This window comes from Blastococcus sp. TML/M2B, assembly GCF_016612865.1.
In the GTDB taxonomy this organism is placed as follows: domain Bacteria; phylum Actinomycetota; class Actinomycetes; order Mycobacteriales; family Geodermatophilaceae; genus Blastococcus.
The window spans coordinates 1,387,546-1,410,088 of sequence record NZ_JAENZZ010000002.1 but is presented as its reverse complement, the minus strand read 5'-3'; the positions used below and the strand labels follow the sequence as shown (position 1 = coordinate 1,410,088).

At 74.3% G+C, this 22,543-nt stretch carries 19 protein-coding genes and 1 pseudogene; 16 read left to right on the top strand and 4 right to left on the bottom strand.

The genetic code is table 11. The features are described from left to right. The first annotated feature begins 42 nt into the window (after window positions 1-42). The 15 genes and pseudogenes from JKP75_RS15305 (at window position 43) to hpf (ending at window position 15,822) form a co-directional block, all read left to right on the top strand. Complete coding sequence (locus tag JKP75_RS15305) at window positions 43-411, top strand: DUF3499 domain-containing protein (RefSeq protein WP_207147056.1); 369 nt, start codon at window positions 43-45, stop codon at window positions 409-411. Between the two features lie 202 nt (window positions 412-613). Continuing rightward, window positions 614-1,825, top strand: coding sequence for a phosphomannomutase/phosphoglucomutase (locus JKP75_RS15300; RefSeq protein WP_242473340.1), 1,212 nt, complete (start codon window positions 614-616; stop codon window positions 1,823-1,825). Then, window positions 1,822-2,055, top strand: coding sequence for a Trm112 family protein (locus JKP75_RS15295; RefSeq protein ID WP_242471229.1), 234 nt, complete (start codon window positions 1,822-1,824; stop codon window positions 2,053-2,055). Before JKP75_RS15300 ends, JKP75_RS15295 begins: the two co-directional genes overlap by 4 nt. Then, the gene (locus JKP75_RS15290) at window positions 2,052-3,191 is read left to right on the top strand and encodes an SIS domain-containing protein (protein WP_200490483.1); all 1,140 of its coding nucleotides are present in this window, start codon (window positions 2,052-2,054) and stop codon (window positions 3,189-3,191) included. Before JKP75_RS15295 ends, JKP75_RS15290 begins: the two co-directional genes overlap by 4 nt. A 63-nt stretch (window positions 3,192-3,254) precedes the next feature. Then, the gene (locus JKP75_RS15285; RefSeq protein ID WP_200490484.1) at window positions 3,255-4,205 is read left to right on the top strand and encodes a DUF808 domain-containing protein; all 951 of its coding nucleotides are present in this window, start codon (window positions 3,255-3,257) and stop codon (window positions 4,203-4,205) included. Window positions 4,206-4,222: 17 nt separating this feature from the next. After that, window positions 4,223-6,037, top strand: coding sequence for a glycerol-3-phosphate dehydrogenase/oxidase (locus tag JKP75_RS15280; RefSeq protein ID WP_200490485.1), 1,815 nt, complete (start codon window positions 4,223-4,225; stop codon window positions 6,035-6,037). Window positions 6,038-6,064: 27 nt separating this feature from the next. Next, a pseudogene (locus JKP75_RS21660) lies at window positions 6,065-6,463 on the top strand (type I phosphomannose isomerase catalytic subunit); the annotation flags it as partial. A 181-nt stretch (window positions 6,464-6,644) separates the two neighbouring features. Next, complete coding sequence (locus JKP75_RS21655; RefSeq protein WP_309229893.1) at window positions 6,645-7,241, top strand: hypothetical protein; 597 nt, start codon at window positions 6,645-6,647, stop codon at window positions 7,239-7,241. Window positions 7,242-7,344: 103 nt separating this feature from the next. After that, on the top strand, window positions 7,345-8,325 hold the full coding sequence (locus tag JKP75_RS15270; RefSeq protein ID WP_309229892.1) for a DUF1524 domain-containing protein: 981 nt from the start codon (window positions 7,345-7,347) through the stop codon (window positions 8,323-8,325). Window positions 8,326-8,499: 174 nt separating this feature from the next. Further along, window positions 8,500-9,996, top strand: a complete 1,497-nt coding sequence (gene ahcY / locus JKP75_RS15265; RefSeq protein WP_200490487.1) for an adenosylhomocysteinase — start codon at window positions 8,500-8,502, stop codon at window positions 9,994-9,996. 82 nt (window positions 9,997-10,078) lie between these two features. Further along, the gene (gene mtrA / locus JKP75_RS15260; protein WP_200491345.1) at window positions 10,079-10,795 is read left to right on the top strand and encodes an MtrAB system response regulator MtrA; all 717 of its coding nucleotides are present in this window, start codon (window positions 10,079-10,081) and stop codon (window positions 10,793-10,795) included. A 40-nt stretch (window positions 10,796-10,835) separates the two neighbouring features. Then, window positions 10,836-12,548, top strand: a complete 1,713-nt coding sequence (mtrB, locus tag JKP75_RS15255) for an MtrAB system histidine kinase MtrB (RefSeq protein WP_200490488.1) — start codon at window positions 10,836-10,838, stop codon at window positions 12,546-12,548. Further along, window positions 12,545-14,281: an LpqB family beta-propeller domain-containing protein gene (locus JKP75_RS23470; protein ID WP_200490489.1), complete on the top strand. Its 1,737-nt coding sequence runs from the start codon at window positions 12,545-12,547 to the stop codon at window positions 14,279-14,281. The genes mtrB and JKP75_RS23470 overlap by 4 nt, the downstream gene beginning before the upstream one ends. Before the next feature lie 84 nt (window positions 14,282-14,365). Continuing rightward, window positions 14,366-15,103 (top strand): ComF family protein, encoded by a 738-nt coding sequence (locus JKP75_RS15245; RefSeq protein ID WP_200490490.1) that lies wholly within the window; start codon window positions 14,366-14,368, stop codon window positions 15,101-15,103. A 41-nt stretch (window positions 15,104-15,144) separates the two neighbouring features. Beyond that, window positions 15,145-15,822 carry a ribosome hibernation-promoting factor, HPF/YfiA family gene (gene hpf / locus JKP75_RS15240; protein WP_200490491.1) on the top strand — a complete coding sequence of 226 codons (678 nt, stop codon included), beginning with the start codon at window positions 15,145-15,147 and terminating at the stop codon, window positions 15,820-15,822. A gap of 41 nt (window positions 15,823-15,863) precedes the next feature. Here hpf and JKP75_RS15235 read toward each other — a convergent pair whose 3' ends face one another. Then, complete coding sequence (locus JKP75_RS15235) at window positions 15,864-16,376, bottom strand: GNAT family N-acetyltransferase (RefSeq protein WP_200490492.1); 513 nt, start codon at window positions 16,374-16,376, stop codon at window positions 15,864-15,866. Between the two features lie 46 nt (window positions 16,377-16,422). Then, window positions 16,423-16,815 (bottom strand): pyridoxamine 5'-phosphate oxidase family protein, encoded by a 393-nt coding sequence (locus tag JKP75_RS15230; RefSeq protein WP_200490493.1) that lies wholly within the window; start codon window positions 16,813-16,815, stop codon window positions 16,423-16,425. Between the two features lie 83 nt (window positions 16,816-16,898). On the opposite strand from JKP75_RS15230, the gene secA reads away from it, so the two are divergent. Next, complete coding sequence (gene secA / locus JKP75_RS15225; RefSeq protein WP_200490494.1) at window positions 16,899-19,883, top strand: preprotein translocase subunit SecA; 2,985 nt, start codon at window positions 16,899-16,901, stop codon at window positions 19,881-19,883. A 77-nt stretch (window positions 19,884-19,960) separates the two neighbouring features. Here the strand turns inward: secA and JKP75_RS15220 are convergent, their stop codons facing one another. Together JKP75_RS15220 and JKP75_RS15215 are read right to left on the bottom strand one after the other, a co-directional pair. Further along, window positions 19,961-21,061 (bottom strand): acyltransferase, encoded by a 1,101-nt coding sequence (locus JKP75_RS15220; protein WP_200493372.1) that lies wholly within the window; start codon window positions 21,059-21,061, stop codon window positions 19,961-19,963. A 117-nt stretch (window positions 21,062-21,178) separates the two neighbouring features. Continuing rightward, window positions 21,179-22,471, bottom strand: coding sequence for an acyltransferase (locus JKP75_RS15215; RefSeq protein WP_200493204.1), 1,293 nt, complete (start codon window positions 22,469-22,471; stop codon window positions 21,179-21,181). Between the last annotated feature and the right edge of the window lie 72 nt (window positions 22,472-22,543).

Here is a 22,543-nt window from a genome sequence, read left to right as displayed (position 1 = left end):
GTGCGCCTTGCTGCGGTCGACCCGCAGGCGGGTTTACGGTGCATGCGTGAGGAACCGGTGGTGAGGCAGTCACGTCGCTGCTCGCGCAGCGGCTGCGCGCAACCGGCAGCGGCGACTCTGACCTACGTGTACGCGGAGTCGACGGCCGTTGTCGGGCCGTTGGCGACCTTCTCGGAGCCGCACAGCTACGACCTCTGCGAGTTCCACGCCGAGCGGCTGACCGTGCCCCGCGGGTGGGAGGTCGTCCGGCACGAGATCGACCTGGACGACGTCGGCCCGACCGGCGACGACCTGCTCGCCCTGGCCGACGCCGTCCGCGAGGCGGCCCGGCCCGAGCCGCCGCGCGACCCGCTGGACGACGGCCGCGGCACGCGGCGCGGGCACCTGCGCGTCCTCCCCGACCTGCCCTGACGGGTGGTCGTACGAGCGGCCGGTCGCACCCGCCGATAGGGTCTCGGCGTGGCTGACCTCTCCTCGATCATCAAGGCCTACGACGTCCGCGGTGTGGTCCCCGACCAGTGGGACGAGGCCGTGGCCCGGTCGATCGGCGCCGCCTTCGCCGAGTTCGTGCAACGGTGACAGCGGGGCGACCTCGGTGGTCACCGCCCACGACATGCGCGAGTCGTCGGTGCCGCTGTCGCGCGCCTTCGCCGAGGGCGTGATCAGCCGCGGGCTGGACGTCGTCGAGGCCGGCCTGGGCTCCACCGACATGCTGTACTTCGCCGCCGGCTCGCTGGACATCCCGGGCGCGATGTTCACCGCCAGCCACAACCCCGCGAAGTACAACGGCATCAAGATGTGCCGCGCCGGGGCCGCGCCGATCGGCCAGGACTCCGGCCTGGCCCAGATCCGCGCCTCCGCCGAGGCCGACGCCTACGACCGCGACCCCGGCCGGGTCGGCTCGGTGACCCAGCGCGACGTCATCCACGAGTACGCCGCGCACCTGCGGACCCTCGTCGACCTCTCGGGCATCCGGCCGCTGAAGGTCGTCGTCGACGCCGGCAACGGCATGGGCGGGCACACGGTGCCGGTCGTCCTGGCCGACCTCCCGCTGGAGGTCGTGCCCATGTACTTCGAGCTGGACGGCTCCTTCCCCAACCACGAGGCCAACCCGCTGGACCCGGCCAACCTGGTCGACCTGCAGGCCGCGGTGCGCGAGCACGGCGCCGACATCGGCCTGGCCTTCGACGGCGACGCCGACCGCGTGTTCGTCATCGACGAGCGCGGCGAGCCGGTCAGCCCGTCGGCGGTCACCGCCCTGGTCGCGGTCCGCGAGCTGGCCAAGGGCCACGGGACGACGATCATCCACAACCTGATCACCTCGAAGGCGGTTCCCGAGATCGTGCGCGAGCACGGCGGCGAGCCGGTGCGCACCCGCGTCGGGCACTCCTTCATCAAGGCCGAGATGGCCCGCACCGACGCCGTCTTCGGCGGCGAGCACTCGGCGCACTACTACTTCCGCGACTTCTGGCGGGCCGACACCGGCATGCTGGCCGCGATGCACGTGCTGGCCGCGCTCGGGGAGCAGTCCGGCACGCTGTCGGAGCTCACCGCGGCCTACTCGCGCTACGCCGCCTCGGGCGAGATCAACTCGACCGTCGACGACGCCGCGGCGCGGACGGCCGACGTCCGCGCGGCCTTCGCCGACCAGCCGGGGACGACGGTCGACGAGCTGGACGGGCTGACCGTCGAGCTGGCGGACGGCGCGTGGTTCAACCTGCGCGCCAGCAACACCGAGCCGCTGCTGCGGCTCAACGTGGAGGCGCCCGACGAGGCGCGGATGATCGAACTTCGGGACCAGGTGCTGGGGATGGTGCGGGCATGACGAGCAACACGACGACCGGTGGGCCGCTGAGGCTGGACCCCGAGCTGCTGGCCATCCTGGCCTGCCCGGACACCCACCACAGCCCGCTGACCGTGGACGAGGCGGCCGGCGAGCTGCTGTGCACGACGTGCGACCGGGCCTTCCCGGTGCGGGACGGCATCCCGGTGCTGCTGCTCGACGAGGCGCGTCGCCGGGGTGGCGGGGCGGACGGAGGACAGAGCAACGCATGATCCCGCCCGAGTTCGCCGAGGAGGTCCTCGACGACCTCGGGGTCCTGCGGGCCCGTGACCCGGCCGGGCTGCTGCCGGCCGTGGCCGGCGCGGGCGCGCAGGTACGGGAGACCGCCCGGCTGACCCGGGAGGCCGGCCTGGACCGGGTCACCGAGGGCGGCCGCCCGCGGGGTCTGGTGGTGGTCGCGCGCCGCGAGGGCGCCGTGGCCGCCTCGGTGCTACGCGCCCTGCTCGGCCCGGGCAGCCCGGTGACCGTGGACGTCGTGCCCGGGCCGGCGCTGCCGCTGTGGACCGGTCCCAGCGACGTGGTGGTGGTCGCGACCCGCACGGGGGCCGGCAGCTACGCCGTGGCGCCCGCGTACGAGGCCGCCCGCCGCGGCGTCTCGCTGCTGGGCATCGGCGCGGAGGACGCGCCGCTGCGCGCGGCCTGCTCCACCGCCCGCGCGCCGTACGTGCCGCTGCCGACGACCCGGGTCCGGCACACCACGCTGTGGTCGCTGCTCACGCCGGTGCTGCTGCTCGCCTCCGACCTCGGGTTGCTGCCCGGCGACGTCGCCGACCCGGACGCCATCGCCGCGGCGCTCGACGCGACCGCCGAGGAGTGCGGCCCGGCGAGGGACACCGTCGTCAACCCGGCCAAGACGCTGGCGCTCGAGCTGCTCGACGCGCTGCCGGTCATCGCCGCCGAGGGGCCGCTCGCGGGCGCGGCCGCGACCCGCATCGCCGACCAGCTGGCCACGCTCGCCGGCCTGCCCGCGACCGGCTTCCGGCTGCCGGACCAGCGGGTCGCGGCGTGCGCGGTCCTCGGTGGTCCGCTGGCGCCCGACGACGCCGACGACTTCTTCCGCGACCGCGCCGAGGACGCCGGCCGGCGGCTGCGGCTGCTCACCATCCGGGACGCCGCCGCGGGTGGCCACGACGGCGCCGGCGAGCGGGACCCGCGCTCGGCGGTCGAGGCGATGGACGAGGTGCTCGGCACCGCCGCGGCCCGGAACGTCCCGGTCAGCGCGCTGGCCGAGCACGGCGACCCGGCCGAGGGGCGGCTGGCTCGCCTGGCCCGCCAGCTCGCCGTCGCCGACTTCACCGCCGTCTACCTGGCGCTGGCGCTGGACACCCAGCGCGGGCGCCGGCCGTGACGGGTTCGGCGACCGCACCATCATGGGTAGGGCGCTCGTGCTGACCGACCGAAAGGACTCCCCGTGGCGGGTGGACTCGTAGCCCTGCTCGACGACGTGGCGGTGCTGGCCAAGGCCGCCGCCGCCTCGCTGGACGACATCGGCGCTGCTGCCGGCAGGGCCAGCATGAAGGCCGCCGGCGTCGTCGTCGACGACACCGCGGTGACGCCGCAGTACGTGCACGGGCTGAACGCCGAGCGCGAGCTGCCGATCATCCGGCGCATCGCGCTGGGCTCGTTGCGGAACAAGCTGCTGATCATCCTCCCGGCGATCCTGCTGCTCAGTGAGTTCCTGGACTTCCTGCTGACCCCGATCCTCATGGTCGGCGGCGCCTACCTCTGCTACGAGGGGGCGGAGAAGATCTGGCACCGGCTCAGCGGGCACGCCGAGGAGCACGCGACGGTCGAGGAGGCGCTCCCCGACGAGAAGACGATCGTCAGCGGGGCCGTGCGCACCGACTTCATCCTGTCCGCCGAGATCATGGTCATCTCGCTCAACGAGGTGGCCGGCGAGGGCTTCGTGTCCCGCGCGATCATCCTGGCCGTCGTCGCGGTGGGCATCACCGTGCTGGTCTACGGCGTCGTCGGCGTCATCGTGAAGATGGACGACGTCGGGCTCAACCTGGCCCAGCGCAGCAGCGCGGGGGTCGCCGCCCTCGGCCGCGGGCTGGTCAAGGCCATGCCGAAGCTGCTCAGCGTGCTCACCGTCGTCGGCACCGCCGCGATGCTGTGGGTCGGCGGGCACATCCTCCTGGTGGGCACCGACGAGCTGGGCCTGCACCTCTTCTACGACGTCGTCCACCACCTCGAGGAGGCCGCGCACGACGCGACCGGGGCGCTCGGCGGCGTCGTCGGCTGGTGCGTCAACACGCTCGGCAGCGCGCTGCTGGGCCTGGTCGTGGGCGCGGTGATCGTGGCCGTGATGACCCTCGTGGTCCACCGGAAGAAGGCCGGGAGCGGCGCGGCCGCGCACTGAGCGGGGACAGTAGGGCCATGCACACGGGGACGACCGACCGCACGCTGCTCTCGCCGGCCCGCCGACGCGCGGACCGGGACCGCCTCGCGACCGAGGTCGTCGACGTGCTGGTCATCGGCGGGGGCGTCACCGGCGCCGGCGCCGCGCTGGACGCGGCCAGTCGCGGGCTGACCGTCGGGCTGCTGGAGGCGCGCGACTTCGCGGCCGGCACCTCCAGCCGGTCGAGCAAGCTCATCCACGGCGGGCTGCGCTACCTCGAGCAGCTCGCGTTCCCGCTGGTCCACGAGGCGCTCCACGAGCGCGCCCGGCTGGTGCAGACGATCGCGCCGCACCTGGTCCGCCCGCTGCCGTTCCTGCTGCCGCTCACCGCCCCGGTGTGGCAGCGCGCCTACTTCGGCGCGGGCGTCGCGCTGTACGACGTCCTCGGCGCCGCCTTCACCTCGCACCGGCCGATCCCGCACCACCGGCACCTCTCCCGGACCGCCACCCTCGAGGCGTTCCCCGGGCTGCGCCGCGACGCGGTGCACGGCGCGATCCGCTACTGGGACGCCCAGGTCGACGACGCCCGGCACACGCTGGCCGTCGTCCGCACCGCCGCGGGCTACGGGGCGCGGGTGCTCTCCAGCGCCCGGGTCACCGGCCTGCTGCGGAACGGCAGCACCGTCGTCGGCGTGCGGGTCGCCGACCTCACCGACGGCTCGACGTTCACCGTGCGCGCCCGCAGCGTCGTCGCGGCGACCGGCGTCTGGAGCGACGACGTCGGCCGGATGCTCGGCGACGACGCCCCGAGCCTGAAGGTGCGGGCGTCCAAGGGCGTGCACCTGGTGGTGCCGCGGTCGGCCATCGACGGCGGCGCGCTCGCCACGGCGGGCGGGACGCCGGACGGCCTGATCCTGCGCACGCCGACCAGCGTGCTGTTCGTCATCCCGTGGGGCGAGGAGTGGATCGTCGGCACCACCGACACCCCGTGGAAGCTCGACCGCGACCACCCCGCGGCCAGCAGCGCCGACATCGCCTACCTGCTCGACCAGGTCAACCGGGTGCTGACCCGACCGGTGACGACCGACCAGATCCTCGGCGTCTACGCCGGGCTCCGGCCGCTGCTGGCGGGGGAGTCCGACGACACCAGCCGGCTGTCCCGGGAGCACGCCGTCGTGACGCCGGTGCCCGGTCTGGTGCTCGTGGCCGGCGGCAAGTACACGACCTACCGGGTGATGGCCGAGGACGCCGTCGACGCGGCGGTCGCCGGGCTGCCCGGGGTGCCGCCCTCGCGCACCGCGCACCTGCCCCTGGTCGGGGCGCACCGCTGGGCGCAGGTGCGCGGCACCGCCGCGGCCCTCGCCGCGCGGTCCGGGCTGCCGGAGGCGGCGGTGGAGCGGCTCCTGCACCGGCACGGTGACCGCACCGCCGACGTGCTGGCGCTCGCCGCCGCGGACCCCGACCTCGCCGCGCCGCTGCCCGGGGCGCCGGACTACCTGGCCGCGGAGGTCGTGCACGCGGTCACCGCCGAGGGCGCCCTGCACCTGGACGACGTGCTCACCCGGCGCACCCGGATCTCCATCGAGACCGGGCACCGGGGGGTGGAGACCGCGCCCCGGGTCGCCGCCCTCATGGCCCGGGAGCTGGGCTGGGACGCCGAGCGCACCGACCGCGAGGTCGAGCACTACGCCGCCCGGGTGGACGCCGAGCGCGAGTCGCAGCGGATGCCCGACGACCGGACGGCCGACGCCGCGCGGCTCGGCGCGCCCGACGTGCGCGCCGGGGTGGCCGGCGGGAGCCCGGAGGGGCGGCTGGTGCAGGAGGGCCGGGCGGCATCGGCGGGCGGCTCCTGAGCGGAGCCGGGAAGTTAGCCTGACCCCATGTGGCAGCTTCAGAACGCGGTGCGTCACTACCCGTGGGGCTCGCGCACGGTCATCCCGGAACTCCTGGGGCTGCCCTCGCCGGCCGACCGGCCGCACGCCGAGCTGTGGATGGGCGCGCACCCCGACGAGCCCAGCGTGCGCTCCGACGGCGTCCCGCTGGACAAGGCGATCGCCGAGGAGCCCGAGCTGCTGCTGGGCCCCGAGGTCGTCAACCGGTTCGGTGCCCGGCTGCCGTTCCTGATGAAGGTGCTCGCCGCCGACCAGCCGCTCTCGCTGCAGGCGCACCCGACCAACGAGCAGGCCGCGGCCGGGTTCGCCGCCGAGGAGGCCGCGGGCGTGCCGCGCGACTCCCCGACGCGCACGTTCAAGGACCGGTCGCACAAGCCGGAGATCCTGCTGGCGCTGACGCCGTTCGAGGCCCTCTGCGGGTTCCGGCCGGTCGAGGAGTCGTTGCACTGCCTGGCCAAGCTGCAGGTGCCCGAGCTCAAGCCGACCATCGCGGCAGCTGGCCCGCGGTGGCCTGCGGGCCGCGATCCCGCAGCTGATCGCGCTCTCCCCGGAGAACCGCGGCGCGCTCGTGGACGCGGTCGCCGAGGCCGCGGCGGGCTTCGTCGCGGCGCACGACCCCGAGTTCATCAACACCTACCGGTGGGCGGCCTCGCTCGCCGAGACCTACCCGGGCGACCCGGGCGTGGTCATCTCGCTGATGTGCAACCACCTCAAGCTGGAGCCCGGCGAGGCGGTGTTCATGCCCGCGGGCAACCTGCACGCCTACCTCTCCGGGGCCGGCGTCGAGGTCATGGCCAGCTCGGACAACGTGCTGCGCGGCGGGCTGACCGGCAAGCACGTCGACCTCGCGGCGCTGATCGAGGTGCTCGACTTCACCGACGGCCGGGTGCCGGTGCTGCACCCGGTCCTCGGGCCCGGTGGGCTGCGCTACCCCGTGCCGGTGGAGGACTTCGACCTCACCCGCTGCCAGCTCGGCGACCAGGCCGGCACGCTCACCACCCGTGGCCCGCAGCTGCTGCTGTGCACCGAGGGCACCGCGGTGCTGTCCTCGGCCGAGGAGTCGCTGACCCTGGGCAAGGGCGAGTCCGCGTTCGTGCCGGCGGGCACGCCGGTGAGCGCCCACGGCCCCGCGGTGCTCTACCGGGCGACCACGAACGTCCCCTGACGGTGTGACGCGGGCGGTGCCGCGACCTGCGTGTCGCGGCACCCGGCGGGAGCGCGCCCGGCCTACGTTCCGGGGCGCTGCCGTCTGATACCGGGGGAACTCCGTGACCGAACGCCCGCCCGGCCGTCCCGGGCGCCTCGCGCGGGCGGTGCTCGGGCCGCTGGTGGCGGCCGGCCTGCTCGGCGGGTGCGCCGTGCAGGCGACCGCCGCCGACGAGGTGGCCCTCACCACCGCTCCCTCCGTCGCGCCCGACGCCCCGCCGGTCGAGCCCGCGCCGGCCCCCTCGCCCGACGGCGCCGCACCGGCGACGGCGCTGGCCGCGCTGGAGGCGCTCGAGGTCAAGGGGCGGGCGCCGCGGACCGGCTACGACCGCGACCTGTTCGGCGACGGCTGGGTGGACACCGACCGCAACGGCTGCGACACCCGCAACGACGTCCTGGCCCGCGACCTGACCGGCGAGACGTTCAAGCCCGGCACCCGCGACTGCGTCGTCCTCACCGGCTCGCTGGCCGATCCGTACTCGGGCCGCACCATCGGGTTCCAGCGCGGGCAGGGGACCAGCGAGGCGGTGCAGATCGACCACGTCGTGGCGCTGTCCGACGCCTGGCAGAAGGGCGCCCAGCAGTGGGACGCCGGCACCCGCGCCCGGTTCGCCAACGACCCGCTCAACCTGCTGGCCGTCGACGGGCCGCTGAACATGCAGAAGAGCGACGGCGACGCCGCCACCTGGCTGCCGCCGCGGACGGCGTTCCGCTGCACCTACGTCGCCCGGCAGGTCGCGGTGAAGCTGAGCTACGGCGTCTGGGTCACCCAGGCGGAGAAGGACGCCATGGCCCGGGTGCTGGGCTCCTGCCCGGACGAGCCGCTGCCCGGGGGAGTGGTGGCCGCGCAGCCGCAGCCGGCCACCGCGCCGGAGCAGCCGCCGGTCGTCGTCGGCCCCATGGGGGTCGAGCCGGGACCCGCGCCGACCTACGCGAACTGCGCGGAGGTGAAGGCCGCCGGCGCCGCGCCGATCCGCGCCGGCGACCCCGGGTTCTCGCCCCGGTTCGACGGCGACGGCGACGGGGTCGGCTGCGAGTCCTGACCCCGGCGGGTGGTCGAGGGGGGACGGGGTTGCGCCCGGCGCCTATCCTGGACGACGGCACGAGCCCCGCCGAAGCCTCGGCATGCTCGCTCTCCCCCCGTCACGGGGGGATCGAAGCGATCCTGCATCCGACTGCACCGCCCGGCTCCGCGCCGGGCACACCCTGGAGCTTTCATGACCGCCAGCACTGGCACCCGTCCGCTGACCACCCCCACCGGCGAGGCCGACTACAAGGTCGCCGACCTCTCCCTCGCGGGCTTCGGCCGCAAGGAGATCCAGCTCGCCGAGCACGAGATGCCCGGCCTCATGGCGCTGCGCGAGGAGTACGGCGACGCCCAGCCCCTCGCCGGCGCGCGCATCGCCGGCTCGCTGCACATGACCGTGCAGACCGCCGTCCTCATCGAGACCCTGACCGCGCTGGGCGCCGACGTCCGCTGGGTCAGCTGCAACATCTTCTCCACCCAGGACCACGCCGCCGCGGCGATCGTCGTCGGCGAGGGCACCCCCGAGGAGCCCGCCGGCGTCCCGGTCTTCGCCTGGAAGGGCGAGACCCTCCCCGAGTACTGGTGGTGCACCCAGCGCCTGTTCGAGTTCCGCGACGAGAGCGGCGACGTCGTCGGCCCGAACATGCTGCTCGACGACGGCGGCGACGCCACCCTGCTGGTGCACCTCGGCACCCGCTTCGAGGCCGACGGCGTCGTCCCCGACACCACCGACGCGGACTCCGAGGAGTACGCGGTCATCCTCGAGACCCTCCGCGGCACGCTCGCCGAGGACCAGGGCTACTGGACCCGCATCGGCCAGGGCATCAAGGGCGTCACCGAGGAGACCACCACCGGCGTCATGCGGCTCTACGAGCTCGCCCGCGACGGCCGCCTGCTCTTCCCGGCGATCAACGTCAACGACTCGGTCACCAAGAGCAAGTTCGACAACCTCTACGGCTGCCGGCACTCGCTCATCGACGGCCTCAACCGCGCCACCGACGTCATGATCGGCGGCAAGGTGGCCGTGGTCTGCGGCTACGGCGACGTCGGCAAGGGCTGCGCGGAGTCGCTCCGCGGCCAGGGCGCCCGCGTGATCATCACCGAGATCGACCCGATCAACGCCCTGCAGGCCGCCATGCACGGCTACGAGGTGACCACGCTGGACGAGGTGATCGGCAAGGCCGACATCATCATCACCACGACCGGCAACAAGGACATCATCTCGGCCGAGCAGCTGGCCTCGACCAAGCACCAGGCGATCATCGGCAACATCGGCCACTTCGACAACGAGATCGACATGGCCGGCCTGGCGAAGACCCCCGGCGTGGTCCGCACGACCATCAAGCCGCAGGTCGACGAGTGGCGGTTCGAGGACGGCCACACGATCATCGTGCTCTCCGAGGGCCGGCTGCTGAACCTCGGCAACGCCACCGGGCACCCGAGCTTCGTCATGAGCGCCTCGTTCTCCAACCAGACGCTGGCGCAGATCGAGCTGTGGAGCAACCGGGCGGCCTACGAGGGCAAGGAGCCCACGGTCACCGTGCTGCCGAAGAAGCTCGACGAGCACGTGGCGCGGCTGCACCTGGACGCCCTCGGCGTGAAGCTGACGGTGCTGACCAAGGTGCAGGCCGACTACATCGGCGTCCCCGTCGAGGGCCCGTACAAGAGCGACCACTACCGCTACTGAGCCCGGTAGACCGCAGGGAGCACCCCATCCGCCCCACCCGGGCGGGTGGGGTGCACCCATGTTCGGGGCAGGTCAGCGCAGAATGGGCCCCGTGCCACCCACCGCTCCGCAGAACGGGCCCAGCCGCGGCCGTGTCCTCGTCGTCGACGACGACGCCGCCCTCGCCGAGATGCTCGGGATCGTGCTGCGCCGGGAGGGGTACGAACCGGCCTTCGTCTCCGACGGCAACCGCGCCCTCGGGGTCTTCCAGCAGACCCGCCCGGACCTCGTCCTCCTGGACCTGATGCTGCCCGGCCGCAACGGCCTGCAGATCTGCCAGGACATCCGGACGCAGTCGACCGTGCCGATCGTGATGCTCACGGCCAAGGGCGACACGATCGACGTCGTCCAGGGGCTGGAGGCCGGCGCCGACGACTACGTCACCAAGCCGTTCAAGCCCGTCGAGCTCGTCGCCCGCGTGCGCGCGCAGCTGCGCCGCGGCGAGACCGGGCAGGCCGAGAGCCTGTCCATCGGCGACGTGCAGATCGACGTCCCCGCCCACCAGGTCACCCGCGACGGCGTGCCGGTCGCGCTCACCCCGCTGGAGTTCGACCTGCTGGTGGCGCTGGCCCGCAAGCCGCGGCAGGTGTTCACCCGCGAGCTGCTGCTCGAGCAGGTGTGGGGCTACCGGCACGCTGCGGACACCCGGCTGGTGAACGTCCACGTGCAGCGGCTGCGCGCGAAGATCGAGAAGGACCCGGAGCGCCCCGAGGTCGTCCTGACGGTGCGGGGGGTCGGCTACAAGGCCGGCCCGCCGTGAGCCGCGCGGGCAGGGGCGCGCCGTGCCCGACAATGGGGTCGTGACCGCCACCTCCACCCCTCCGGCGGAGACCGGCACGACGGCACCCCGCCCCCCGGGCCCGCGCCGGAGCGAGCTGGCGCGGCTCCGCCGGGGCCTGCGCCGGCGGGCCGGTGCCGGCCGCCGCCGGATCCGGTCGGTCACCCGGCGCGCGGTGCGCCGCGCGGTGCACGCCTGGCGCTCGTCGCTGCAGGTGCGGATCGGCGCCATCACCATGGCGGTGGCCGGCACGGTGGTGATCATCGTGAGCCTGGTGCTGTTCAGCCAGATCCGCGACCAGCTGCTCTCGGTCAAGCGGCAGGCGGCCATCGACCAGGCGCAGGCCGGCGTCATCTACGCGCAGAACGAGGTGGCCGGCATCGCCACCGGCGACGCCTCGAGCGTGCGCGCCACCCTCGCCCGCACCGGCAACGCGCTGCTCCAGCGCGGCGGCGCGGCCGGCGACTTCGACGTCGTCATGGTCTACCGCAGCGGCGGCCGGGAGGTGCCCGGCCCGAGTCGCGCGCTGATCTACCAGGCGCTGCCCGCCGACCTGCGGGCCGACGTCGACGCCGGCAACCAGTCCTACCGCTACGACGAGATCCCCGACGACGCCGGCGAGCCGCGGGCGTCGCTGGTCATCGGCGCGCCGGTGCAGGGCGACACCGGGGGCACCGAGCAGATCGAGCTCTACTACGTCTTCCCGCTGAGCCAGGAGGCGGAGAGCCTCGCGCTGATCCGCAGCACCGTGGTGATCAGCGGGTTCGCCCTGACGATGTTCGTCGTCGGCATCGGGGTGCTGGTCACCCGGCTGGTGGTCGACCCGGTGCGCCGGGCGGCCGGGACGGCGCAGCGGCTGGCCGAGGGCCAGCTCGAGGAGCGGATGGCGGTGCGCGGCGAGGACGACCTCGCCCGGCTGGCCACCAGCTTCAACGCCATGGCCGACAGCCTCCAGCGGCAGATCACCCAGCTGGAGGGGCTCTCCCAGCTGCAGCAGCGGTTCACGTCCGACGTCTCGCACGAGCTGCGCACCCCGCTGACCACCGTGCAGATGGCCGCCGAGGTGCTGCACGAGGCGCGCGGCGACTTCCCGGCGCACGTGGCCCGCTCCGCCGAGCTGCTGCGCGCCGAGCTGGACCGGTTCGAGCGGCTGCTCACCGACCTGCTGGAGATCAGCCGCTACGACGCCGGCGCGGCGACCCTGGAGGCGGAGTCGACCGACCTGGGCGCGATCGTGGCCCGGGTCGCCGCCGGCATGTACTCGCTGGCCGAGCGGCACGGCTGCGAGCTGACCGTCGACCGGCCCGACGACGACGTGATCGCGGAGGTCGACGCGCGGCGGGTCGAGCGCATCCTGCGCAACCTCGTCGGCAACGCGATCGAGCACGGGGCGGGCAGGCCGGTGGAGATCACCCTGGCGGCCAACCGGAGCGCGGCGGCGGTGACCGTCCGCGACCACGGCGTCGGCCTGAGCTCGGCCGACGCCCAGCACGTGTTCGACCGGTTCTGGCGCGCGGACCCCTCCCGCGTGCGCAGCGTCGGCGGCAGCGGCCTGGGCCTGTCGATCAGCCTCGAGGACGCCCGGCTGCACGGGGGCTGGCTGCAGGTCTGGGGCCAGCCCGGGGCCGGGGCCCAGTTCCGGCTCACCCTGCCGCTGACCGCCGGCGGGGAGCTGACCAGCTCGCCGCTGCCGCTGCGCCCGCTGGTGGTCCGCCGCGCGGGAGGTGCGTCGTGAGCCGGCGGGCGGTGCTGCCGGCGCTGGCCGCTGCGGTGCTGCTGGCGCTGACCGCGTGCTCCATCGTCCCGACCAGCTCGCCGACGGTGCAGATCACCCAGGCGCCGGAGCGGCCGGTCCAGGACGTCGAGCCCCCGCCGCTGCCCCCGGCGGCCGGGGCGACACCCGAGGAGATCGTGCGGGGCTTCATCGACGCCGCCGCCAGCAGCGTGCGCGGGCGCCCCGTGGCCGCGGAGTACCTGACCGCCGAGGCGGCGAGCACGTGGTCCGACGCCACCGGCATCACGATCATCGGGCAGGGCTACGCGACCGTGGCCAGCGAGGCCGGCTCGGTCGACGTGACCGCGACCCAGGTGGGCACCGTGGACCCGCGCGGCTCGTTCACCGTCGCCCGGAACGAGCCGTTCACCTTCGACTTCCCGCTGGCCGAGGTCGACGGCGAGTGGCGGATCACCGACACCCCCGACGTCCTGGTGATGCTCGAGCCGGACTTCGAGCGGCTGTACGACCCGGTGGCCGCCTACTTCCTCGACCCCACCCTGCAGCAGCTCGTGCCCGACCCCCGCTACCTGATCCGCGGCGAGGCCCAGCCCACGGCGCTGGTGGAGCGGCTCATCGAGGGGCCCTCGCCGACGCTGGCCCCCGGCGTCCGCAACCCCCTGTCCGGGGTCCGGCTGGCCCGCACGGTCACCGTCGAGGGGCAGACCGCGACGGTCGACCTCGCCGACCTCGTGGTCGGACCGGGCACCCCGCTGCGCGAGCTGTGCGCCCAGCTGGTCTGGTCGCTGGCCCAGCTCGAGGACCTGCGGATCCGCTCGGTGGAGATCACCGTCGACGGCGAACCGCTGGACCTCGAGGACGTGCCGCGGGAGCAGACCACCGACGACTGGGCCGCCTTCGACCCCGACGCCACCTCGCTGGAGACGGTCGGCCACTACCTCGACCTCACCGGCGCGCTGCGCACCGCCGACACCGGGGAGCCGGCCCCCGGCCCGGCCGGGGCCCCGGGGTACGGGCTCGCCTCGGCCGCCGTCTCCGCCGACGCCCGGGACGGCAGCCTGAGCTCCCTGGTCGGCGTGCGGCAGGAGTTCGACGGCGCGGTGCTGCTGACCGGGCGCTACGGCGGTGATCTGGCGCCGCTGCTCCGCGGGGCCACCTTCAGCGCGCCGACCGTGGCCGCCACCCGCCCCGAGGTGTGGGTGGTCCGCGACGGCGCCGAGATCGTCCGCGTGCCGGCGGGCGTGCCGCAGGCCGCGCCGCAGGCGGTGAACGCGCCCACGCTCGCGGGCCTCGGCCGGGCGCAGGTGCTCGAGCTCTCGCCGGACGGCACCCGCGTCGCGGTGGTCATCGCCGGTGCGCTGGGGCCGCGGCTGCACGTGGGCACGGTCGTGCGCTCCGACGAGGCCGGGGTGGCCGTCCGCGACCTGCTGCCGGTCGCGCCGACGCTGTCCGCGGTCCTCGACGTGGCCTGGCGCTCGGCGGGCCAGCTGTGGGTGCTGGCCGGCGACCCGGGGGAGGAGCAGCCGTACTCGCTCGGCGTCGACGGCTGGGGCCTGACCACGGTGCGGACCTCGGGGCTGCCCGCGCCGCCCACGTCGCTCGGCGCGACGCCCGGCCGCCCGCCGCTGGTCGCCGCCGGCGGCACGCTCTGGCAGTGGCTCAACGGCACGTGGGGCACGCTGGTCCGCGGCCAGGAGCCGCTGAGCGGATCGGCGCCGTTCTACCCGCTGTAGGTCGCCGGCCGCCGGGCCGGGACGGCCGTCCACAGATCGGCTGCCGGGGTTCCGGGCCGCGCCCCGGGCGGTCAGGCTGCCCGCGTGGGCGGTTCCGCGTGGTCCGCGCTGGCCGACCTGGTGCTGCCGCGCACCTGCGCCGGCTGCGGGCTGCCCGGTGCTGCGCTCTGCCCCGGGTGCGGTGCGCTGCTGGCCCGCCCGCACCTGGCCACCCCGCGGCGCTTCCCCGAGGGCTTCCCGCCGACGGTGGCCGCCGGCGCCTACGCCGGTCCGGTGCGCCCGGCGGTGCTCGCGTTCAAGGAGCGCGGCCGGGCGGAGCTGGCCCGCCCCCTGGGGACGGCGCTCGCGCTGGCGGTCGCCGCCGTCGTCTCCGCGCTGCCCGGCCCGCCGGGGGAGGTGCTGCTCGTGCCGGTGCCCAGCTCGTCGGCCGCGCTGCGCTCCCGGGGGCGGGACCACGTCCGCGAGCTCACCGGTCGCGCCGTCCGCGAGCTGCGCGCCGCGGGGCTGCCCGCGGCGCAGCGCCGCCTGCTGCACCGCCGCGGACGGGTCCGCGACTCCGCCGGGCTGTCGGCGGCTCAGCGGCGGGCCAACCTGGCCGGGACGTTCGTCCTCGCCCCGGGGGCGGCCGCGGGAACGGGGCCGCTCGTCCTCGTCGACGACGTCGTGACCAGCGGCGCGACGCTCACCGAGGCGGGCGCGGTGCTCGCCGGGCTGGCCGGTCCGGGCGCACTGCCGGTGCTCGCCGCGGTCGTCGCCGCGACCCCGCGGGAGCGTCCGCGGGGGACCCGCGGCCGACTGTCGGGACCGGGTCCGAGGGACTAGCGTCGACGTGACCGAACGCCGGATTCTCACCGGGAGGTCTCATGGAGATCGTCGTCCGTGGTCGCAATGTCGAAGTTCCCGAGCACTACCGCCAGCTGGTCGAGGACAAGGTCGGGACCACCGACCGGTTCGACCGGAAGCTGAAGATCCTCCGGATCGACGTGGAGCTGTTCCACGAGAAGAACCCCCGCCAGGCGGCCAGCGCCCAGCGGGTGGAGATCACCCTGCGGGGCAAGGGCCCCGTCGTACGCGCCGAGGCCAACGGCCCGGACTTCTACGCCGCGCTCGACCTCGCGGTGACCAAGCTGGACAACCGGTTGCGCCGCGCGGCCGACCGGCGCCGCGTCCACCACGGCCGGCGGACCCCGGCCAGCGTCCGCATGGCCGACAGCGGTGCGCTCGGCGCCGTCGTCGACGTGACCCCCACCGAGCTCGACCAGGCCGACGGTCCGCTCGTGACCGAGCTGGACGAGCACCTGCCCGGCCGCATCGTCCGGGAGAAGATCCACCCGGCGACGCCGATGCACGTCGACCAGGCCCTCCACGAGATGGAGCTGGTCGGCCACGACTTCTTCCTCTTCCAGTGCGCCGACACCGGGCAGCCGACGGTGGTCTACCGCCGGCACGCCTACGACTACGGCCTGATCCGGCTGGCACCGGTGTCGCAGGACGGCGTCGGGTCGGCCCCCGTCGCCACCCCGGCCGGCGCACCCGCCTGACCCCGGGAGGAGGGCGCCCGCCGCGGGCGCCCTCCTCCCGCTCAGTCGTCGGGCAGGCGCGAGAACAACGCGGCATCGCCTTGCGTGCCGTCCCGATAGGGCAGGCCGGCGCGGATGACCCCCTCACGGACGAACCCCGCGCGCAGCGCTACCGCCTGGGACGCGGTGTTCCGCACGTCGGCAGCCAGGTGCACACGAACGGCGTCGTGGCGAAACGCCCAGTCGGCCAGCGCCCGCGCCGCCTCGGCGGCGTACCCCTGCCCGCGGGCCCAGGGCGCGACCCAGTAGCCGACGCCCGGGCCGAGCATGCCCCTCGTGAAGTGCAGTCCCGCGGAGCCGACGAACCGACCGTCGGCCTCCACGGCCGTGAGCAGTCCGCGGCCTTCTGCGCGTCCCGACACCGTGGTCTCGGTGACGAACGCCAGCGCATCGGCCTCCGTGTACGGCACCGGCACGGTCGTCCAGCGCTGGATGTCGGCATCCTGGCAGGCGCGGTGCACCGCCCCCACGTCGTCGGCCCGGTAGGGCCGCAGCACGAGCCGCTCGCTGCGCACGACCTCCGTGGGGAGGTCGATCAGGGACAGGTCCACGGACGCAGTGTCAGGCGTTGCCGAGCACCCGGTCCACCGAGATCTCGATGACCACGCGGGCCGGGTTCTCCCGGGGGGTGCGGTACCGCCGCGCGTAGCGCTCGACGGCGTCGGCGACGGACGCCGCGTCGTCCTTCACCACGGCGGTCCCCTCCAGCGTCAGCCACCGGGCGCCGTCGACCTGGCAGACGGCGACGCGGGGCTGACCGGCGCGCACGTGCCGGGCCTTCGCCGACGTGCCCGAGGTGATGATGCGGGCGGTGGCGGTGGCCGGGTCGTAGGTGACCCCGACCGGGACCACGTGCGGGCTGCCGTCGGCGCGCAGCGTGGTCAGCGTCGCCAGGTGCCGCTCGGTGAGGAACTCGAGGGTGGTCGGGGCGAGGTCTGCGGGGTTCCTGGACACCCGCGGGAGGCTAGAGCAACCGGCCGGGCGGTTCGGAAACGCGCTGGGGCTGCGTTCCCAGGTCGCACGCCTACGCTGGGGTCGTGGTGTTCCAGAAGATCCTCCGCGCCGGCGAGGGCAAGCAGGTCCGACGACTCTCCAAGATCGCCGACGCGGTCGAATCCCTGGCCGACGACTGCGTCGAGCTCAGCGACGCGGAACTCCGGGCGAAGACCGACGAGTTCAAGGAGCGGTACGCCGACGGGGAGTCCCTCGACCAGCTGCTGCCGGAGGCGTTCGCCGTCGTCCGCGAGGCGGCGACCCGCACGCTGGGGCAGCGGCACTTCCGCGTGCAGCTCATGGGTGGTGCGGCGCTGCACCTGGGGAACATCGCCGAGATGAAGACCGGTGAGGGCAAGACCCTCACCGGCGTGCTGGCGGCCTACCTCAACGCCCTGACCGGCGACGGCGTGCACATCGTCACCGTCAACGACTACCTGGCCGCCCGTGACGCGGAGTCCATGGGCCGGGTGCACCGCTTCCTCGGGCTGAACGTCGGCACGATCCTCTCCGGGCAGCCCCCGGCGACCCGGCGCGAGCAGTACGGCTGCGACATCACCTACGGCACGAACAACGAGTTCGGCTTCGACTACCTGCGCGACAACATGGCCTGGAGCAAGGCCGACCTGGTGCAGCGCGGCCACCACTTCGCGATCGTCGACGAGGTCGACTCGATCCTCATCGACGAGGCGCGCACCCCGCTGATCATCAGCGGCCCGGCCGAGACCAGCGCCAAGTGGTACGGCGAGTTCGCCCGCATCGTCCCGATGATGAAGCGCGACGTGCACTACGAGGTCGAGGAGTCCAAGCGGACCGTCGCCGTCACCGAGGAGGGCGTCGAGTTCGTCGAGGACCAGCTCGGCATCGACAACCTGTACGAGGCGGTCAACACCCCGCTGATCGGCTACCTGAACAACGCCCTCAAGGCCAAGGAGCTGTTCAAGAAGGACCAGCAGTACATCGTCACCAACGGCGAGGTGCTGATCGTCGACGAGTTCACCGGTCGGGTGCTCTCCGGGCGCCGCTACAACGAGGGCATGCACCAGGCCATCGAGGCCAAGGAGAAGGTGAAGATCAAGGACGAGAACCAGACGCTCGCCACGATCACCCTCCAGAACTACTTCCGGCTCTACGAGAAGCTCTCCGGGATGACCGGCACGGCCCAGACCGAGGCCGCCGAGCTGCACCAGACCTACAAGCTGGGCGTCGTCCCCATCCCGACGAACCGGCCGATGATCCGCGAGGACCGCTCGGACGTCATCTACAAGACCGAGACGGCCAAGTTCGACGCCGTCGTCGACGACATCGCCGAGCGGCACGCGAAGGGCCAGCCGGTCCTGGTCGGCACCGCGAGCGTCGAGAAGTCCGAGGTGCTGGCGAAGTTCCTGCTGCGCCGAGGCATCCCGCACGAGGTCCTCAACGCCAAGAACCACGCCCGTGAGGCCGCGATCATCGCGATGGCCGGCCGGGCCGGGTCGGTCACCGTCGCCACCAACATGGCCGGGCGGGGCACCGACATCCAGCTCGGCGGGAACGCCGAGTTCATCGCCGACGAGGCGCTGCGGGCCCGCGGGCTCTCCCCGGCGGAGACGCCGGAGGAGTACGAGGCCGCCTGGGACGACGCCCTCGCGTCGGCCAAGGCGCAGGTCAAGGCGGAGCACGAGCAGGTCGTCGAGGCCGGTGGCCTCTACGTGCTGGGCACCGAGCGGCACGAGTCGCGCCGCATCGACAACCAGCTGCGCGGTCGCTCGGGCCGGCAGGGAGACCCGGGGGAGTCGCGGTTCTACCTCTCCCTGGGCGACGACCTGATGCGCCGGTTCAACGGGCCGATGCTCGAGTCGATGATGACCACGCTGCGGGTGCCCGACGACCAGCCGATCGAGTCCAAGATGGTCAGCCGGGCGATCAAGTCCGCGCAGACCCAGGTCGAGCAGCAGAACTTCGAGGTCCGCAAGGACGTCCTCAAGTACGACGAGGTGCTCAACCGCCAGCGCACCGTCATCTACGACGAGCGGCGCAGGGTGCTCGAGGGCGCCGACCTGCACGAGCAGCTGCGCTCGATGGTCGACGACGTCGTCGCCGCCTACGTCGACGGCGCGACCGAGACCGGCTACGCCGAGGACTGGGACCTCGACCAGCTGTGGACCGGCCTCAAGGCCCTCTACCCGGTGGGCGTGACCGTCGACGACGTCGTCGCCCGGCTGGGCGGCGGCGAGCAGGCCGAGATCTCCGCCGAGGACCTCAAGACCGAGCTGCTCGAGGACGTGCACCGCGCCTACGAGGCGCGCGAGTCCGCGCTCGGCTCGCAGGTGATGCGCGAGCTGGAGCGGCGGGTGCTGCTCAGCGTCCTGGACCGCAAGTGGCGCGAGCACCTCTACGAGATGGACTACCTGCGGGCCGGCATCCACCTGCGCGCGATGGCCAACCGCGACCCGGTCGTGGAGTACCAGCGGGAGGGCTACGACATGTTCAACGCGATGCTCGACGGCATCAAGGAGGAGTCGGTCGGCTTCCTGTTCAACCTCGAGGTCAAGACCAAGGAGGAGCAGGAGGCGGAGGCCAAGGCCAAGCAGGACGAGGCCGAGGCCAAGGCGCTCGCCGCGGCCCAGGAGGGGACGGCGCGGGTGCTGGCGCGCCAGGCCGCCGAGGCGAAGATCGCCGCCGCGGCGGCCGCCGAGGCCGCGCACGCGGCGCACACCCACGGCGCGGCCGCGCCGACCGCGCGCCGGTCGGGCACCGCGCGGAAGGCGGAGCCGGCGGCGCCCGCGGCCGCTGCCGCGCCGACCGCGCCCTCCCCGTCGGGCACCGGGCCGGAGCTCTCGGTCAAGGGCCTCGACGAGGTGCGCCGGGTGCCGGAGAACCTCACCTACTCCGCGCCGAGCCTGGACGCCTCCGCCAAGGACAGCGGCCGGGCCAAGGCCGCGAAGACCGCGACGGTCAGCGGCACCAAGGAGACCCCGCGCAACGCGCCCTGCCCGTGCGGCTCGGGCAAGAAGTACAAGCAGTGCCACGGAGCGGCCGGCAGCTGACCGGCCGACAGGGAGGCGCCGGCCAGGCGGTACCGCCGGCCGGCGCCTCCCGTCACTTCGTCGGCTCGACCGCCAGGTCACCGGGGGCCGGGTGCACGGCCGGTTCCGCCCGGGGCGTCCGGCCGTGGTCGGGGACCAGCGAACGGAACCGGCGCACCGGCCGCTCGACGGCGACGTAGAGGCAGGCCCGCGATCGCGACGCTCGCCCCCCAGACGATGACGAAGACGGGGATCGGCGGCCCGGTCAGGACCGGGATCTCCAGCCAGGCGTAGAAGCCGGCGAGCAGCGGCATGTGCACGAGGAAGACCCCGTAGGAGACCTCGCCGAGACGGCGAGCCGTCGCCCCGGACAACGCCCGGCGCACGAGACCGCCGTGCTCCTGCCCGAGCACCAGCGGCAGCACGACCAGCACCGCGATGCCCATGTAGAGGACGTTGCGGGTGACCGACTCGACCGGCGTCGGCTGCGCGAACGTGTACGGCCCGGACAGCGGCGTGCAGGCGACCCAGTACAGGACGGCCGCCGCGGCCCAGCACACCACCAGGTGCCGGCCCAGGGCGCGGACCACACGGACCGGCGCCCAGCCGCGATCGGCGACGGAGAGCAGCGCCAGGGCCATGCCGCCGGCGAACCACCCGGCGAACGACGGCAGCCACAGGTGCATCGGGTGGTAGCCCCACGGGTGGAGCCGGACCAGGTACAGGAAGAGCGGCCCGGCCACGGCCAGCCCGCCCAGGGCCAGCAGGGCGGGCCACGGTCGGGCGGCCCGACCGCGGGACAGCCGGCCCAGCCCCGCGGCCAGCACCGGGAGGACGGCGTAGAAGGCGACCTCCGTGCAGAGGCTCCACATCTGGTCCAGCCCGCCGATCGGGCCCTCGTCGCCGTAGACCTGGACCAGGGCGAGGTGCTGCAGCAGCTTTCCCGCGTTGGTGCCCTCGTTGACCGGGAGGAACAGCACCGCCCCGATGACGGTCAGCCAGTAGGTCGGGAGAATGCGCAGGGCGCGCCGCCACAGGTAGGCGCGCGTGTCGGGCGCCGCGTCGCCCCGGACGGCGGCCAGCGGGAACGGCCGGAAGAGCAGGAAGCCGGACAGCACGAAGAACACCGGGACGCCGACCTCGAGGTGGGCCAGCGCGCTCGCGCCGATGCCGGTGTCCGACGAGCTGGTGCCGGTGATGAAGGCGAACGTGGCTGACCACGATGGCGGTGGCGGCGAGGATGCGCAGACCGTCGAGAGCGGGGAAGGCGCGCTCCTGGGCCGCGGCCGGGCCGCCGTCGAGCAGGGCGGAGGCGGTCACGGCGTCGTCCCCCCGGTCGCGTGCTGCGGAACCGCGACCGCAGGGACGGTCGCGAGGGTCGCGGCGGCGGGTGCCTGGTGCCGCCCGGGCGCTGGAGCGGCGGCGCGGGACCGGTCGGGGACCAGCGTCCGGAAGCGGCGCAGCGGGCGCTCGACGGCGGCGTACATGCCGGCCGCGATCGTGACGCTGGCGCCGAGGACGAGCACGGTGACGGGGATGAAGCCGCCGTTGAGGGCCGGGAGCGCGAGCCAGGAGTACAGGCCGGTGAGCAGCGGCACGTGCACGAGGAACACCCCGTAGGAGATCTCGCCGAGGCGGTGCGCGGTCGTGCCGGACAGGGCGCGGCGCACCGGCCCGCCCCGTTCCTGGCCCAGCACCAGCGGCAGCACGAGGAGGACGGCGACCCCCATGTGCAGCAGGTTGCGGATGACCAGCTCGGCCGGCCCCGCCGGGTCGAAGTAGTTGTGCGGCCCGGCGACCGGCGTGCACGCGACCGCGTAGAAGGCCGCCGCGCCGAGCCAGCACACGCCCAGGTGGCCGCCCAGCGCCCGCGCCGCCCGGACCGGGGCCCAGTCGGGGTCGGCGACCGTGAGCAGCGCGAGGGCCATCCCGCCGGCGAACCAGCCGAAGAGCGACGGCAGCCAGATGTTGGTCGGGTACAGCTCCCACGGGTTCCTCATGGCGACGTACAGGAACACCGAACCGGCGACGGTGAGCCCGAGGAGGGCGAGCAGTGCGGGCCAGGGCCGGTCCGGCCGGCCGCGCGAGAGCCACACCAGCCCGGCCGCCAGCAGCGGCAGGACGGCGTAGAACGCGACCTCCGTGGAGAGGCTCCACACGTGGTCCAGGCCATGGGCGGTCGTGAAGCCGTTGTCGTCGTAGATCTGCGTCAGCGTCAGGTAGCGCAGCAGGACGTCGGCGCCGGTGGCCGTGTTGTCCGGGAGGAAGAGCACGGCAGCGGCCACCGTGACCCAGTACGCCGGGAGGATCCGGAGCGCCCGCCGCCACAGGTAGGCACCGGCGCCGGGTGCCGGGACCCCGCGGGCGGCCGCCGACGGGAAGGGCCGGAACAGCAGGAAGCCGGAGAGGACGAAGAACACCGCGACGCCGACGCCGAGGTGCGAGAGCATGCTCGCCCCGTACCCGTCCTCGACGCTGGCGCCGGTGCGGGACGCGGTGTGGCTGACGACGACGGCGACCGCGGCGATGATCCGCATCCCGTCCAGCGCCGGGAACGCACGTTCCTGTGCTGCCGCCGGCCCCCCGTCGAGCACGGCAGATGCCGTCATGAGTCCTCCGTCCGCCCGTGGCGGGGGACGGTAACCACGGCGATAGCGCTGGTCAATCGGCTGGAACGCGGC